General features: G+C 65.1%; 17 protein-coding genes and 1 tRNA gene. 7 read left to right on the top strand and 11 right to left on the bottom strand.

Features of this window, described 5'->3' with window-relative positions; all coding sequences use genetic code 11:
* Positions 1-11: 11 nt before the first annotated feature.
* From Ssi02_RS25040 to Ssi02_RS25050, 3 genes are all read left to right on the top strand, one after another.
* A complete protein-coding gene (locus Ssi02_RS25040; RefSeq protein ID WP_204029847.1) occupies positions 12-665 on the top strand; it encodes a GNAT family N-acetyltransferase in 654 nt (217 codons plus the stop codon).
* Between the two features lie 124 nt (positions 666-789).
* Positions 790-1,434 carry a divisome protein SepX/GlpR gene (gene sepX / locus Ssi02_RS25045; protein WP_204029849.1) on the top strand — a complete coding sequence of 215 codons (645 nt, stop codon included), beginning with the start codon at positions 790-792 and terminating at the stop codon, positions 1,432-1,434.
* Positions 1,435-1,489: 55 nt separating this feature from the next.
* Positions 1,490-1,563: transfer RNA gene (locus tag Ssi02_RS25050), tRNA-Ala, on the top strand.
* 70 nt (positions 1,564-1,633) lie between these two features.
* Here Ssi02_RS25050 and Ssi02_RS25055 read toward each other — a convergent pair.
* From Ssi02_RS25055 to Ssi02_RS25085, 7 genes are all read right to left on the bottom strand, one after another.
* On the bottom strand, positions 1,634-2,932 hold the full coding sequence (locus tag Ssi02_RS25055; protein ID WP_204029851.1) for a site-specific integrase: 1,299 nt from the start codon (positions 2,930-2,932) through the stop codon (positions 1,634-1,636).
* Positions 2,932-3,114: a helix-turn-helix transcriptional regulator gene (locus tag Ssi02_RS25060; RefSeq protein ID WP_204029853.1), complete on the bottom strand. Its 183-nt coding sequence runs from the start codon at positions 3,112-3,114 to the stop codon at positions 2,932-2,934. Before Ssi02_RS25060 ends, Ssi02_RS25055 begins: the two co-directional genes overlap by 1 nt.
* Positions 3,107-4,459 carry a replication initiator gene (locus Ssi02_RS25065; protein ID WP_307825779.1) on the bottom strand — a complete coding sequence of 451 codons (1,353 nt, stop codon included), beginning with the start codon at positions 4,457-4,459 and terminating at the stop codon, positions 3,107-3,109. Before Ssi02_RS25065 ends, Ssi02_RS25060 begins: the two co-directional genes overlap by 8 nt.
* A 143-nt stretch (positions 4,460-4,602) precedes the next feature.
* On the bottom strand, positions 4,603-4,974 hold the full coding sequence (locus tag Ssi02_RS25070) for a DnaJ-like cysteine-rich domain-containing protein (protein WP_204029855.1): 372 nt from the start codon (positions 4,972-4,974) through the stop codon (positions 4,603-4,605).
* Positions 4,975-4,985: 11 nt separating this feature from the next.
* Positions 4,986-5,735, bottom strand: coding sequence for a DUF2637 domain-containing protein (locus Ssi02_RS25075; RefSeq protein WP_204029856.1), 750 nt, complete (start codon positions 5,733-5,735; stop codon positions 4,986-4,988).
* Between the two features lie 17 nt (positions 5,736-5,752).
* Entirely contained in the window at positions 5,753-7,117 is a 1,365-nt protein-coding gene (locus Ssi02_RS25080) for an FtsK/SpoIIIE domain-containing protein (protein WP_239129627.1), read from the bottom strand.
* Positions 7,117-7,407, bottom strand: a complete 291-nt coding sequence (locus Ssi02_RS25085) for an SCO3933 family regulatory protein (protein WP_239129610.1) — start codon at positions 7,405-7,407, stop codon at positions 7,117-7,119. Before Ssi02_RS25085 ends, Ssi02_RS25080 begins: the two co-directional genes overlap by 1 nt.
* Before the next feature lie 211 nt (positions 7,408-7,618).
* Between Ssi02_RS25085 and Ssi02_RS25090 the strand changes: the two genes are divergently transcribed.
* The gene (locus tag Ssi02_RS25090; protein ID WP_204029858.1) at positions 7,619-8,008 is read left to right on the top strand and encodes a GntR family transcriptional regulator; all 390 of its coding nucleotides are present in this window, start codon (positions 7,619-7,621) and stop codon (positions 8,006-8,008) included.
* Positions 8,009-8,188: 180 nt separating this feature from the next.
* Here Ssi02_RS25090 and Ssi02_RS25095 read toward each other — a convergent pair whose 3' ends face one another.
* On the bottom strand, positions 8,189-8,509 hold the full coding sequence (locus Ssi02_RS25095; protein ID WP_204029860.1) for a hypothetical protein: 321 nt from the start codon (positions 8,507-8,509) through the stop codon (positions 8,189-8,191).
* 2 nt (positions 8,510-8,511) lie between these two features.
* Positions 8,512-9,390, bottom strand: coding sequence for a helix-turn-helix domain-containing protein (locus tag Ssi02_RS25100; RefSeq protein WP_204029862.1), 879 nt, complete (start codon positions 9,388-9,390; stop codon positions 8,512-8,514).
* 381 nt (positions 9,391-9,771) lie between these two features.
* Between Ssi02_RS25100 and Ssi02_RS25105 the strand changes: the two genes are divergently transcribed.
* Together Ssi02_RS25105 and Ssi02_RS25110 are read left to right on the top strand one after the other, a co-directional pair.
* Positions 9,772-10,560 carry a hypothetical protein gene (locus Ssi02_RS25105; RefSeq protein WP_204029864.1) on the top strand — a complete coding sequence of 263 codons (789 nt, stop codon included), beginning with the start codon at positions 9,772-9,774 and terminating at the stop codon, positions 10,558-10,560.
* Between the two features lie 335 nt (positions 10,561-10,895).
* The gene (locus Ssi02_RS25110; RefSeq protein ID WP_204029866.1) at positions 10,896-11,459 is read left to right on the top strand and encodes a hypothetical protein; all 564 of its coding nucleotides are present in this window, start codon (positions 10,896-10,898) and stop codon (positions 11,457-11,459) included.
* A 1,028-nt stretch (positions 11,460-12,487) separates the two neighbouring features.
* Here Ssi02_RS25110 and Ssi02_RS25115 read toward each other — a convergent pair.
* Complete coding sequence (locus Ssi02_RS25115) at positions 12,488-13,459, bottom strand: tetratricopeptide repeat protein (protein WP_204029868.1); 972 nt, start codon at positions 13,457-13,459, stop codon at positions 12,488-12,490.
* A 549-nt stretch (positions 13,460-14,008) separates the two neighbouring features.
* The gene (locus Ssi02_RS25120; protein WP_204029869.1) at positions 14,009-14,218 is read right to left on the bottom strand and encodes a hypothetical protein; all 210 of its coding nucleotides are present in this window, start codon (positions 14,216-14,218) and stop codon (positions 14,009-14,011) included.
* A 367-nt stretch (positions 14,219-14,585) separates the two neighbouring features.
* Between Ssi02_RS25120 and Ssi02_RS25125 the strand changes: the two genes are divergently transcribed.
* On the top strand, positions 14,586-15,310 hold a 725-nt coding region (locus Ssi02_RS25125), incomplete at its 3' end, for a hypothetical protein (protein ID WP_373870195.1).

The following is a 15,310-nucleotide window of genomic DNA, read 5'->3' on the forward strand; positions in this document are numbered from 1 at the left end:
TTCGGGGGATGATGAGAGATGTGGAGCGATTTCGTGGCTGGCCCGCGACGCTGAGCGAGGGGCCGGTGGGCCTGCGCCCGCTGCGCCTGCGTGATGTGCGGGTCTGGCGGGAGACCCGGCTGCGCAATGCCGATTGGCTACGTCCTTGGGAGCCCAGTAATCCCGAGACACCCCTGTTTCGTACCGGGCTTGGGCCCTACACCTCGATGGTGGGCACCCTGCGGAAAGAGGCGCGGCAAGGGTTGGCGATGCCGTGGGTTGTGACCTTTGGTGGGACTTTTGTGGGTCAACTCACCATTGGGGCGATCGTCTGGGGCTCTGCCCGGTCTGCCCAAGTGGGCTATTGGATCGATGGACGTGTCGCCGGGCGGGGCATCATTCCCACCGCACTCGCCATGGCCATCGATCACTGCTTCTTTACCGCAGGGCTGCACCGGGTCGAAGCCAGCATCCGGCCCGAAAATCATGCGAGCCGCAGAGTGGTTGAAAAGCTTGGGTTCAGGGAAGAAGGCATTAGACGCCGTCAGCTACACATTGACGGCGCTTGGCGTGACCATATCTGCTATGCGCTGACCGTCGAAGACGTGCCTCGCGGACTTCTGGTTCAGTGGCGGAGGGCCCGTGAAGCGGCAGCTCACGGTGGCTCTCCCCACGAAGAGGTTTGACGATCTCGCGACACACCGCACTTAATGCTCGTCAATTAGTGACACGCGGTCTTACGGTGCGTGACGTGAGCACATTCAGAACGCCGAGCGACCCTAGGCGTTTTTGTGCTGCCCGGAGGTCCTCGTGAGCGGTGCTCTCCTCTACATCGCCATCGTTGTCATGTGGCTGTGCGTCCTCGTCCCCATGTGGATCGGCAGGGACCGCACGGACCTGACAGAGCATGAGCCGGTCGCCGACAGCACCACGGTCCCCGAGGCCGACGAGCAACCCGCTCCTGCGGAGGAGACGGACTCATCACCCTCCGTGACATCCGGTACGGAGGACGTGCCCGACCCAGTGCCCGTCGAGACGCCGCCCGTCACCCGCCCCAACTCGAGGCGCGCCAGGGCCCGCCGCCGCGCCGTCATCCTCGCCCGTCGGCGCCGCCGCACCTTCGTGTGCACCCTCCTCGTCCTCGCCTCCGTGATCACGGCTGCTGTCCGAGTGATCCCGTGGTGGGGCATCGCCCCCTCACTCGTCCTCATTACCGGGCACCTGACCGTCCTGCGCGCCGCCGTACGCGTCGACGCCGAACGCCGCCGCCAAGCCGCCGAAGCCCGCGCCCGCCACCACCGCCGCGAACGCGCCCGCCGTCACGCCGCACACCTCGCCGCCCAGCAGGCCGCCCAACAGGTCCCCGACGCCGAGGTGATCGAACTCTCGGCTCACCAGCACGACCCGTTCTTCGACCAGTACGCCGAGCCGCCTCGGCGGGCGGTGGGGGATTGATCTACCCGCGTGGCGCGGGGAGGTCGGGAAGTTTGCTAACCTAGTCGAAGTCTTCGGGGCTATAGCGCAGTCCGGTAGCGCACCTCGTTCGCATCGAGGGGGTCTGGGGTTCAAATCCCCATAGCTCCACCGAAGGTCGAAGGCCGTTTCCCATGATCGGGAAGCGGCCTTTTTGACGTCGTACAGCAGCAAAGTACAGCTACAGCAACTTCTCACCCAGCTTCTTGAGCGCCTTCCGGGTGTCCTCGGAGGAGACCTCGCTGTAGATGTTCATGGTCACTGCGATCTGGCTGTGGCGGAGGATCTGCATTGCGATCCTCGGGTGGACGTCGAGCGCTACGAGCAGCGAGGCGCAGGTCTTTCTGGTGGCGTGCACGGGGATCTGGCGGACTTCGGCTCTCTTGATCGCTTTGGCGAAGCTGCGGTTGAAGTTCCGTGGCTCGATGGGGTGGCCGGTGCGGGTGGTGAAAACGAGTCCGTTCTTGGGCCAGGGCGACTTTGCTGCGATTCGTGCCGTGTCTTGAGCGGCTTTGCGTTCCCGGAGGGCGGTGATGCACATGTCGATCAAGGGCAGAGGTGCGTCTGAGGATTCGGTCTTTGTCTGGCGGTGGAGCAGCTTGCCGCCGATGCGTTGAAGCTGCCAGCCGATGGTGAGTTCTTCGGCGTCGAGGTCGACGTCCTTCCAGCGGAGGCGGAGTAGTTCGCCGTGTCGCAGGCCGAGGCAGAGGATCAGGACGTAGGCCGGATACAGCGGGTCGCCGTTGGTGCGGGCCGACTCAAGGAGCTGTCGGGCTTCATCGACGGACCACGGTTTGACCCTTTTTCGCCGTGGTTTGTTCACGCGCCTGAGTGCCGCGACGTTGCGGGGGAGGAGTTCTTCCCTGACGGCATTGTTCAGAGCGGCCCGGAGCACGGTCCAGGCGTCGCGCACGGTGCGCTCAGAGGCAAGCTGAGAGCAGCAGTTGCCCACGGCACAGCATCGCTGCCTGACCTTCGGGTTTCGGTGGCTCTTGGGGCGTTTGGCGTCTTTGCCCTGTGCGCAGCAGTGGCAGGTGAGCTTGAGTTGGTTGTGCCAGGTCTGAACGTCTCGCAGGGTGAGCTTGTCGAGGCGCTTCGAGCCGAGCTTTGGAGCGATGTAGAGCCTGACGAACATGTCGTAGTTGCTGGCTGTGGCCGGGGCGAGGTTGGGGCGGACGACCTCGTTCAGCCACCGGTTCAGGTAGGCGCTCAGGGACTGTGACTTGGTCACCACCGGCCCTTTACGTGCTGCCTCGTGGAGTTTCAGCCACCGCTTGTGAGTCTCATCGCGGGTCTTGCCGTACGCCCATTTGCGTTTCTTCGCCCCGTCGGGAGTGGTGACCCACACGTAGGCCGCGTAACCGTTTCGGTAGGGGAAGATGGAGCCCTCACTGTTGGCTCGTGTACGGCGGGATTTAGGGGCGCCGCTCCGATTGCCCGGATCTTCGTCGGGGGTGGTGAGTGCAGCTTTCGGGGGCATCAGGCAGCGTCCTCGCAGAGTCGGGCGATGTAGCCGTTCAGGGCATTGCGGGGGATGCGGCGGCAGCGCTTGCTCACCAGGACCGAGGGCAACTCACCTGAGCGGATCAGGCAGTAGAGCGTCCATCGGCTGACTTTGAGAACTGCCATGGCGTCGGGCACGGTCAGGAGTTCCTCATTCACGGGCGGCTCCATGTGCCGCAGTGGTGGCGGTTCGAGGGGGAGGGGCGAGCGATGCCGCGATGACCTGCTCACCGAGCGAAAGGCCCTGTCCGGCGTACTCCCAGTGGGCGACCACCAAGACGGTGTCCTCCTCGAAGAGCGGGAGGCGGCCGGTGGTGATGTCGGGTCCACGCATGTGGTCGGCTCGCACTGCGCGCAGTTCGCCGAGGGTGGTCGAGTAGCGGCGGGACTTGGTGGAGAAGTGCCCCCGGAAGCCGAGCATGTGGGCCCACTGGGTGAGCCGGAGTTCTCCCAGTTCTTCCGTCGCGCCCAGGCGCAGGCATTCGGCGATCAGCCGCCGGGGGTGGTCGCGCAGGTCGAGTGCGGACAGGTCGTCGGTCGGTTTGATCCGGCGGTCGAGTGTGCCGGTGCACTCGGCGGCCTTGGTGGCGTACTTGGCGATGTAGCCGGCCACGGCCTGATCGGTCAGTTCCCCGTGCAAGGTGATCGGGCGGACGTCGAGTTGGGCGCCCCAACGGAAGACCACCGCGGACCTGTCACCGGCAGCGGGGACGGAAACGGTAACCGCGTGCGCAGCATGCCGTACGGCGTCGGCCAGTAGGTCGGCCGTCGCCCAGGACGGGGGCGTGCCCGCTGGGCCGTCGGGACCGTCGAGCCTGACAACCGCGTGGAAGTGCACGACGCCCCGACGCTGATACTCGGCGACCTTCGCGAAGGAGACCACCAGGTGGTCGCCGAGCGCTTTCACGGTGAGTCCGGCGGCCTTGGCCAGGTATCGGCGCAGGGCGAGGGTGAAGCGCCGCCACAGCTCGGGCGCCACCGCGTTGAACAGGACCGAGCCGGTGTAGTCGTAGCAGTCGGGGCACAGGGGCTCACCGAGGCGCTTGTCTTCGTCGCTGTGGCGCACTGTGCAAGACATCACGCGTTCGTGCGGGCAGGTCTCCGCGTCCCGTCGGGCGTGGCACGGTTGCACCTTGCCGTTCTTCACGTGCCGTGTGTGGACAAGCCCGAAGGACGGGGCGGTCAGCGTGACGAACGTGGCAGGGTGGGCGGAGACGGACCAGGGGACACCCTTGCCGCCGACCAGACCCGCGCGGACCAGGTGGTAAGTGTCGGCCCTGTAGATCTCTGCGCACGCGGGGCAGCGGGAGGCGCGCCGGGTCTTGCAGGGCACTCGGAGAAGCCCGTCAGGTTCATTGGCCGTGGTGTAGGTGTGCAGGGTCTGGCCGGTGGCCTGGTCGAGGTGGCGGACACGGCCGCGTAGGTGGATGGGTTGCCGGCAGCCGCCGGTGCGCCTGATCTGTGCGGCCCACCGGTCGAAGTCGGGGGAGTTGAGTCGTTTCACGATTCCGGCGATGGCATGCGAGTTGGCCGAGGCAGGGGGCACTATGGGGGTGGTCCCTTCAGTCTGATGAGGTCTGTTGGGGTTGGCCCCCGACGTGGCATACGTCTTGGCGGATGTGCGGCCACGCCGGGGGCGCCGGACGGTCAGCAGAAGCCGGTGCCGTCGCAGGTGTCGCAGGTCTGCGCAAGGCCGTCGAGCCCGGTCCCTGCGCAGTCGTCGCACCGGTACCTGGTCGGCTGCAAGGTGCTGGGGGTGAGGAGCATCGCGCTTGCCTTGAAGCGGACCGGCCCGAGGTGGATCTGAGTGTGGTAGCTGCTGTTCTCAAGTGCCGTCTCCGTGCCCAGCTCACCGGCGATGCGGTCGATCTCGGCCGCGGCCTCTTCATCGGTCGACCTGTAGACGCAGCGCACGGCGAAGACGCCCCGTGGTGCGGGGATGCGGGGATTGCTGTCGAGGAGGTCGGCCAGCGCTCGAAGTCCTTCAATCACGGGACGTCGGTCGACGTGGGGAATCATCGGCGTTCCTTTCATGTGGTGGAGGGATCGGCCTGCACATCGCGGAGCAGGACCGAGGCGAGATGGGAAGAGATGCCGAGCCGTGCCCGCAGGAGGTCACGGGTGATCGGCTTGCCGTACTGGGCCAGGTGTTCGGCCGCGACCTTGCGAGCATGAGCCTGAAGAGCTGCCGGAGCTTCGGCGGACGGCGGGGGAGCTGGGACAGGTCCGGTGTCTGACAGCTGATGCGGTGTGTTCCCGTCACCAGGAAGGGCGGGAGCCGATGAGGGCAGTGGGGTATTGGTGGTCGTGAACAGGCCTGGCATGTCTGGGGATGCCACGCCAGCAGTGTCGGCCGGAGGAGACGGGGCTGACAGGGGGGCCGAGGTCGGGGCGGCAGCCCGACGTTCCAGCAACGAGACGGCGACGAGGAAGGCGACGGCGGGAGTAGCAGCCATGATCCACCCCCACGGCGAGGGATCGGCTTGAGCGAGGTTGGCCGCCAAAGAGAGCAGGATTCCACCGCACAGGACGAGCGTCGGCCAGGACACCACGCCGCGCCGGCCACGACCGGACCGCTTGTCGCGTTGCCGTTCTCGTGCGGCCATGACGCACGTCAGGTCCACGCAGACCGCGATCGCCCATGCCATCGGCGCGGTCTGGCCGTACTCGGCGGCGGTGTCGCGGATGTGGGTGAACGAGCCCGCCCCCGCGATCAGCGCGACCAAGACCACCGGTCCGGAGTCGAGCAGCCATCCCTCAGCGCGACGAAGAACCTTCACGCGGACTCCCTGAAGCCTTAGGAGGTGGTCAGTTCGGCGCGGTTCGCACTGGGCAGGTCGGCCAGGTCGTGACCGAGCCCCGAGGCGAGGAGCTGCTGCCAGGACGGAGTGATGTGGGCGTAGGTCTCGGCCGCATATTCGGCCGACCGCTCAGTGACGTAGTGGGACCGAGCCCGGTACCACCGGCCGTCGGCACCGGTCACGATCGCCACGCCAGGAGAGTCGGCCGCGATGGACCTGGCGGCGGTCAGCGCCCCAGGGTCCAGGTCGCCGAGTGTCATGGTCGCCGTCTCCGGGTCGTTGACCCGGTGGCAGATGCGCCCCGACATCTGAGCCCGCAGCGCAGTCACCCCCGCGCCCAGGTCGGAGCCGATGCGCTGCCCCGATAAGAACAGGTAGATGCCGAAGGCGCGGCCCAGTTGGGCCAGGCGCAGCAGTGCCGTAGAGGTCTGCGCCACCTCCTCTTTCTCGGACTTGTCCGCCATGAGGAAGAGTTCGGCCAGCTCATCCACGATGACCACGGCCGGGATCGGCCGAAGGTGGGCGGGGAGCTGCCAGACGTTGCGGGCGCCGTGTTCACGGCAGGCCATCACCCGCAGCAGGTCCGACAGCAGCGCCACGCATTCGCCCCTCGCTGTGGCCAAGGCCGGCAGCCGCGGCCGGTAAGGGGAGAGTTCGACCCCGCCTTTCAGGTCGAACCCGATCAGCGCCACCATCTGCGGAGCGAGCCCGCAAATCAGGGCGTTGACAAGGTTGGACTTGCCGGACTGGGTGGCCCCGGCGTTGATCCAGTGGGGGATGCTCCGGAAGTCGATCGCCCAGATCTCCCCGGTCTCCAGTCGCCCTACCACGACCTTGAGCAGGTCGCCCTCCCCCTCCTCACCAGGTTCGGGAGCGGGAAGGAAGGCCAGCGGATCGTGCAGGCTCGCGGCCAGCGTCACCCATCCAGGCCGTTCGCCGACCACGCGAACCGCGTACACACCCCAGGCATGCGCCAGCCGTTCGCACACCGCCGCGTAGTCGGCCGGGATCTGCCCGTCCAGCAGACGGAAGGTGACCCGCCATCCCGAGGGGGTGGGCCGGGGGAGTCCCATCCAGGGCTTGCGGTCGACCTCGACCCGCTGGAACTTCCTCTTGACCCGCACGACGCCGGTCGAGGCGATCAGGTTGGGCACCACGGTGAACCACCACACGTGCCGCTTCTTGGTGAGCCCGCACCCGGAGGCCACATGCCGCCAGGACCAGCGCAGCCGCAGAACCCGCCGAGGGAAGACGACCGCATACCACCAGGAAGCGGGGTGGAGTGTGCGCCAGACCCACAGCGCCACGAGTACGGCAGCGCCGATAAGGACCGGGCGTGGGATGTCGGTCAGCCACTCCATCACACGGTCCCCTCAGCACCAGCGCCGTAGCCGGGCGCGGTGTAAGGGGTGATGGTGGCCGCGCGGTACCAGACGTCCCACCGCTGCTGACCGCCGATGACCTGTTCCCAGACTCCCGCCTGGAGACCCACCGGCGTCACCGGCATGCCACGCCGGACGGGCGGTTCCCCGGCGACGGAGACCTTGATCAGCTCCATCCGGCCGTCGTGGTCGGCCACGGCAAGCCCGACCTCGTAGACCACGTTGCCGTCGGCATCGGTCTTGACCTCGCCGGTCTGGCGGTTCTTCAACTTGGGACGGGGTCGCTCACACAGGTGATGTCGAGGTTGGCGACGTCGATGGGCATCGGAAGGCTACGCATTGGACAGCTCCTTGATCTGCTCTACCTAGATATCAGCATATCTACTTATCTAGGTTTCTCAAACGATCTGTCTGCTAAGGCTTGAGATTTGTTGCGGGTTGCCTAGAGACCTAGATAGCTAAGAGGTCTACCCTGGGGGTATGAGTACGCCCAAGGACCGGCGACGTCCCTACCTGCGCATTGCCGACGAGATCCGTCAGGCCATAGCCGCCGGCCAGTACGCCCAGGGCGAGCAACTGCCGTCGGCCCGCGAACTCTCGGAGCGGCACGGCGTGGCCATGATGACCATAGGCAACGCTCTCGGAGTACTCCGCGAAGAAGGGCTGATCGAGACCCGCCACGGCACAGGCAGCTTTGTTATCGGCCAACCGGAGAGCGCCCCCGAACGCCCTACCGGTGCCGACGAGCCCAGCCCGGAGTTCCAAGTACTCTCTCAGCAGCTTGACGCGATCAGCGAGAACATCCGTCGACTGTCGTCACGGATGGACGAGCTTGAGGCTCTTGTCCTGCCCGATCAATCCGAGCGTTGAGCCGTACCGCCCGCTCTTGAAGCTCATCCAAGGCGGACGTGATCTGTAACAGGTCCCGCAAGAGCGCTTGACGTTCAGTCTCGCTCAGCCCCACCGGGCAGCTCCCTTGATGAGGGCAGGGCAGTGAGGCCCTACCGGTTCGCGTACTGGCGAGCCCACGCGCCCAACCGAGATCAGCAGTCAGGCAAGCCGCATGACGTGGGCCAGATGCGAGACCTCACGCTGCCGGGTGTGCTTGCCGCTACTGCGCAGGTCACGCACCATGTTGCGCACCAGGGGACGGTTCCTCACATGCTGGGGCGCGATCCGATCGGCCCGCACTAGCGCCTCAACCGCCTCGTTCTCCTTGCCGTTCATGTGGAAGCCGGCGGCGGTGCACGTCCAGTAGTGCGCCTGCCTCTCATGCGAACCGATCAGCGCGATCTCCACCTGCTCGGCCCGACTCACCACATCCCGCGGACGCCCCAGCTCCATGCTGACCTCCACCGCGTGGATGTTCACGTTCACTCGGTTGAACTGCGTCTGGAACACGTTGCCGTCGGTGGGAAGCCCTTCGGCCACCCGGCGCGCTTCGGCAAGGTGGGTCTCGGCATCGGCCTGCGACCACAACCGCGAGTAGGCGACAGCCGCCCGCAGGTGCAGAGCACCCCACAGCGCCTGAACAGTCGCATCCCCCGATCCCACGAACGGCTCAATCCGATCCAGCGCCGCAAGCGCCGCACCCTTGGCCGCGTCCAGCGACGCCTCATGAAGCCACACCCCGCACAGATCCCACGAGGCCGCCCCACCAGATCGGGCGCCCCGACCTGCTGAGCCGCGACAAGTTCCCGCTGCACAGCCGTCCACCCCAGGTCGTGATGACCCAGCAGGTTGGAGGTGACCCGCGCCATGTGGCACGCACGCAGCATCAGCGCCTCAGCCCGGTCCCGGTCGGCCGACGAGTCCGAGGTGATCAGAAGCAGATCGGTGATGATCTGGGGGAGCACCTCACCAAGAGCCGTGAACTTGGCGTCCTGCCGCAGCCGTTCGGCCAGCCTCACATTCGCCTCAAGCTCGTCCAGGTGCCGGGGCACCCGGTTGCCGAGCAGTATCGCCCCGCCCGGCATGGTCGCCTGCTGAAGCGCCAGGCGAAGACCGGGGATCGCCGCATGTCCAGAGTCCAGGTCATCGGTCTCATGCCGGTACGGTTGACCGGTCAACTCGGCGATCTCCACCCCGAGCGCTTCGGCGACCTGCCCCAGCACACTCATCCGGTCCAGAGGAAGACGCCCGTTCTCCACTTTCGACATCCACGACACGGACCGGCCGATCATCTCGGCCAGCGTCACCTGATCCCAACCCTTCCGCCGGCGGGCCCGCGCGATCCTCTGGCCCGTGGTCATCTGCTCGGAGGCCACCTTGGCTACCCCTTCCGTCGCCCACCCAGACGATACGAGGAGCAAAGATCACCAACTGGCAGAAAAACTGACAGTAGCTCGACACGCCGAACCGGTCGACGCCGACAAGCTGGGCAAACTACTCGGCGAGAACCTTCAGATTCTTTGCGTGCATGACCTGACATACCGTACATGGACGGCGAATAGCGCAGGATGAGGACTTTCTCTACGTCATTAAAGGCGGGCCGCTTCGCAGCCCGCCGCGCGTCGGGTGGGCACGGGCCGTGCTGCGGCTCTCCGGCCGGTCGCGGCCCGCACCACTCACGCGTTGACCATCATGTCTAAGGGCACTCGCAACTTGTCGGCCGCGCACTCTACAGTGGGATCGTGACCTCTCCCACCCGTGGTTCGCAATCCCAGGCTGAAGAACTGCCTACAACAGAGCTAATCCTGGCCCAGACAGCTTTCTACCTTGACGAGCAAGGCGACGTCGAAGCGGCTGCAGTACTCATAGACGCCGAAGGGATTGACTTACTTTTCTCTGAGGAGAATTTCGGTCGCACTTACCACCGTGCAGTCTTGAATGTCCCCGGATGGGTAGTTAGTCGACTGACAGATGATTTAATCGAGAGGATTCAGGCCGTTGTTGAGCTGATTGCTGCACGTCAGAATATCTACCTGCACGATCTGAAGATTGGTGCAGCGATTCCTTCTGTTGGTCAAGGGTGGCGGCAATCTCTATACTCACGTCTGTCTGGGGAGAGAGTTACGAATCATGCTGTACGAACGGATCCCGATCCGAGGCTACGACGCGATCAATTTAACTTTGAATCTCTCGAAGAGATTAGAGTTTATGACTCTCTCAAGCGCGCTCAAGTCGAACTCTCTAAGCGCGATCAAGCAAACACGATCTCCATCTTCCCTTTGCCGCTAGGGCGAGTCGGAACTGGCTCGGCTTGGACTCCTGATTTTTTAATAGTTAGAGAGGGGCGAGTGGGTCTGATTGAAGTTGACGGACCTTACCATCGTGGGCGCGCGGGTGCCGATGCAACACGGGATCGCCACTGGAAAAATAGCGGGATCGTCCATATTGAGCGGATTCTGGTAGAGGAAACCGTTCAAAACGGTGACCTGGACCAAGTGGTGCGTGCATTCCTAAAGAGGATGCTTAGATGACAAGCATTTCCTCCGCCAGGTGAACGAGGAAGGTGTAGTGACCGTAGATCCACCCGTGAGTGCAAGTCGAACTAGCCTCATCGAAATGCAGCGGAAGCATTTTCGGGAGGCTCTAAGTAAATGGGATCTCGACGTAGTTGGCCGGGAAAGATCAAGACAGGCATGGCACTGGTTCGGTAAGGGGAAACACGGCGTAATCGCCGGTCTGTGCGAACTCCTAGATCGACATCTGGAGCGGCCACGAGGCCGATTTGAACCGGCTGCGATTGGGTGTGTCCCATGGTTTAGTCATGTAGGGATCGCTCGACGCTTGGCAGCCATGCCAAGCTGTATCCTTGATCAATAAGCCAGCTAGGGGAGAAATTGCTCACGCGGCATTTAATATATACCATCAAAACGGCCTGCCAGTGGAATCGGAATGGTTCTCAAAGCTGTATGATCTAGCCCCTGTTTGTCCTGACGGCCATCCACGCGTAATTGGGCCAGGCGAGCGTACAGGAAGCACTCTCGGTCCTTTGCGAGTCTTCGGATACCAGCAGAGTGGCAACAATATAGTTCCGTTGCTCCATTCCAAGATGCTTGTGTTGGGCGGCACATATGAGGACGACGAAGATTTCACGGGTGTCCACTTCGTTCCTGACATTGTATGGATTGGGAGCGCGAACTGGACTGATCTAGCAGCGAACCTGCATGAAGAGTCGGCCACGGCTGTCGCGGATCGATCTTTTGTTAAAGACGCCACGAATTTTGTAATCAGAATAATTAGCGAAAGTGAACCTCTTGAGCAGTGCGCAGTCACGCCAAGACCAGATCTGGCGCCTGTCGACTTTGATATGGAAGCATTCGCTGAGTTTGGATCAAATGGTGTAGAATATTTTAGCGAGGATGACGATGGGTAGGATTCTCCGGGAATTGTTGCCCTAGCTATTGCTGGGAAATCCCTAATCCGTAATTGAGATACCACCTGCAGAGCTGCGGGCGCGTCACCAATATCGGCCCGCTCCAGCTGCATACGGAAATTCCATTAAAGTCGTCCTTGGTTGTGTACTCACGATTCGCTCACTTCGCAACTCAGCGTTCGTGGTTGGGGCGAATCGCTGCCGCCCAGCTTCCGGTGCTTGGGCCTGGAGGCCCTGCGCTCCGGGTCGGGTTGCCACTTGCAGGAGGCTGGTCAAGGATGACGGCTTGTGATGGGACGCTTGCTGTGCAGCAGGCGCGTACAGCAACAGCGACTTATACGGTCGCATTCCGCCAGTCCGTATCCAACGCCTGACTAGGCGGGGACGTCGTTGACGAGGTATGCGTCCTTCCCTACGGATCAGATGGTGAGCGTCGCGCCCGCCCCTTGCCGTGTGCCGGGAGATTTGTGCTCCCTGGGCAATAGGCAGCGCGTGTTCGTGACCGCACTTCCGCCCCGGTCGGTCAGCGGGCTGGGCATGCGGCCTTCGGCCGGTCCCAGCCCGCACCGCCCAGGACGGGCGGCGAACACGAACACGCGCCGAAACATGGCCCGTCTGGCCAGAACGGCCCTTCGGCAACGAGGACAAGCCGCGACGACGTGGCGAAGGGCTAGACGCGAGGGCGTCTTGTTCTCGGAGCCGCTTCGCACGTGGCAAGCAGTGTTCCGAGCCGTCTTTGGCTGTGTGCGTATGCGGCACGACGATCGCCACAGGGGGCCGGCCACCGCGGATGGCTGGGGGCGATCGGCAAGCCGTGATTCGTTCCTCACCACGGCTTAACGGGCGAAGTAGTTGCTCGCCAGTGCCGGGATCTCAGGCCCAATGACCGCGTTTGACCTGTTCCAGTAGTCGCTGGGGAGCGAAATCACCTCGCCCTGGACCAGGTCACGCGAGTGCTGCCACAGCTGGTAGAAACGCGAGAGGCCCGGCCAGCCGGTGGCTCGCCGGGCGTGCTGCTCGCTCGGTTCCTACGGCGCGTCCAACCGGGCGTGGATGTCGGCGGCCTCCTGGTCATCGTGGGGGAGCAGTCCAAGCGCGGCCAAAAGCTGCTCCCGTACGGCGGAGGCATCGTTGGCCGAAGCCGAAAGGACATCGGCCAGGGCAACCCTCGCACGGGCTTCGGCACGTGTGGAGCCGAGTTCACCATGGGCGATGATCGCTCTGTTCAGGGCAGTCTCGGCAGCACCGTGACTGCCGCACGCCAGGTGGAGCCGCCCCAGCGAGACCAGGCACTGGGCCGCGTTGCGCTCATCACCCATCCCGGCGAACGCCTCATGGGCGGCGGCCAGCCGCTCGCACGCCTGCTCATGCCGACCCAGAGCGCCCCATGCCTCACCCAGGCGCCTGCTCATCAGCGCCGTCCCGCGTGGGCGGCCGAGCCGCTCGTGGATGGCCGAGGCCGCCTGGAACAGCTCGACAGCCCGTTCGGCGCGCTGAGTGCGCATGCAGATCACGCCGAGTCCGGAGTGGACGGCGGCCTCTCCCAGTTCGTGCCTCTCCTGGTGCCAGAGGGGGAGCGCCTCGTGGAAATGCCGACTGGCGCCTACGTAATCGGCCACGCCGCTCTCGGCCAGAGCCAACCCTGTGAGCATCTGGGGCAGTGCCAACGGGTGGGCCGACTCCCGCGCGCTGTCCAGCCCGGACGTGTACACCTCCACCCTCTCGCTGTTCGGACCCCGGTTCAGGTACCAGGAGTGCAGCGCCTCAGCCAGCTGCCATCCGTCCTCGGTTCCGTGTGCGGCGCTGAACCGGACGGCGTCCCGCAGGCCGGCGAGGTTGCGCCCGATCCAGTTCAGGGCCTCAGCGGGGCCGGCGAACACGGCCGATTCCGAACGGGCACGCTCGAAGGCCGGTCCCACCGTCCACCGGCCGGGGGTCACGGCGATGTCGGCGTGCACCGCCGTACCGAGCAGGTCGACCACGGTGCTTTCGTCGGGCATGTCGATTCCTCTCGCACGCACATCAGGGGAGTAGGAGCCCCGGCGGGGCAGAAGCCCGCCGGGGGATTGCCGGGCCGGCGCGGACAGCCCTCCTTCCGTCCGCGCCGGCCCTCCCACCGGGTACGGCGTGATCGGCGCCGGACCCGCCGCACGGTTCCCGGCCTCTCAGCGGGGCGTGCAGGGGTGTTGCGGCGCGGGGAAAGGACGGAGTCCGTTGTGCGGACGTCCCCGCGCCTGGTTCTTGGGGCCGGTATGGCGAAGCTCCTCGCCAGGGCTCACGCCGTACCGGCCGTCCCCGCTCGGTCTCAACATCTAGCGGGGGAGGACCGCACGGACCTGCTCACTCAGGCCCGTGCGGTCCAGACGCCGCACCTCCGGGAGCCTCCACACTCCACAGCGGCGCGGTCTAACGCGGCGCGGCCAAGGACCGTGCCATGGGACACCAGTCCCACGCGGGCGGGAGTGGTGCCGACGCACGGCCCTGCGGGTGACCGTGTGCGTCAGGTGATGCCGCGAAGACGGAATGGCCCTGCCTTCGCGGCGCCGGTTTCAGGGGAGCGCTCCCGCAGCTGCGGAAGCTCGGTGGCTCTGCTGACCGGTACGGGACCAGATCTGGCGTGCGACCGTATCCGGCACGGCCCACGGGCATACGGCGTAGACGTGGCGGCCGGTCGTGTCGATCTGCCCGTTCCACCAGCGGTAGACACCCATGTCGTCCACCCACACGTTGATGCCGTTCTCCAAGACCAGGACCGCCAAGCTGCCACGCTGGTGGACCTTGCCGACAATGCCCAGGCCAGCGAACTTTTCGGCGAGGTGACGCGCGGCGCGGCCTGTGGGCGATGTTGTGGAGGAGCGAGGTGCGGTTGTTGCCGGCGGTGAGATCAATGTGACGGAAGGGGGATGCGCATGGGGCGCCGTGGTTCTAAGGTTCGGCATTGGGTCGGACCTCCGATGTCCGATCAAGGACCCGTCAACCGTTCGCGCGGTTTGGCGGGTCCATCCCGCCCCACGGGTCGCTGCAGATCAATCTCACCGTGACGGGGCAGGGGATAGAAGTGGAGACTTGAGGAGTAGCGAGGTTGGCTCGACTCCTATTCATCCTCCCGGCGTCAGGTGGACTCGCATGAACGATGACACGCCTCCATGGGCTGCACGCTTGCGCCGTGAGAGGGAGGATCGGCTGCTCAGCCTGCGCGGGCTGGCGACCCTGCTGCGGGAGGTGGCGGGGGCCGAGGCGCAGCTGGCGGAGCCGCAGAGCCTCTGCAGGATGATCCGTTTTTGGGAGGCGGGCGCCAACCAGCCGAGCGCGCTCTACCGCAAGCTACTGTGCAGGGCGTTCGATCTGAGCGAGGCCGACCTGTTCGGCCGTCACCAGGTCGGGCCGCCCGTTCCCTGGGAGATCGCACCGCATGGAAGAACCGCGATGACAGACCATGTCGCCCCTGAACTCGTCGACTACTTCGCCACCCAGTTGGAAGGCCACTACAAGGCCGACATGTACTTGGGTCCTCACCACCTCATCCCCACAGTGATCGCTCAGTACCAGCTGATTCGCGACCTTTCAGGACAGGCTCCGGACGTGTTGCGGCGTGAGCTGCTGCGTGTCGGTACGGCATATGCCGCGTTAGTCGGGTGGCTGTACCAGGACGCCGGAGAGCTGCGGCAGTCCGCCGGTTGGCGGGCGGAGACCCTGGATGCCGCCCACCGTGCCCACGACCCTCAGCTTGTGGCCTACGCGTTGGTGAACAAGGCCATGCTACGGACCGACACGCAGGACGGGCCGGGAGTCGTCGACCTGGCGACGGCGGTCATGGCCGACAAACGCCAACTGTGCGCCAAGGTCCAGGT

Origin of the sequence: Sinosporangium siamense, assembly GCF_016863435.1 — a bacterium.
Classification (GTDB): Bacteria; Actinomycetota; Actinomycetes; order Streptosporangiales; family Streptosporangiaceae; genus Sinosporangium; species Sinosporangium siamense.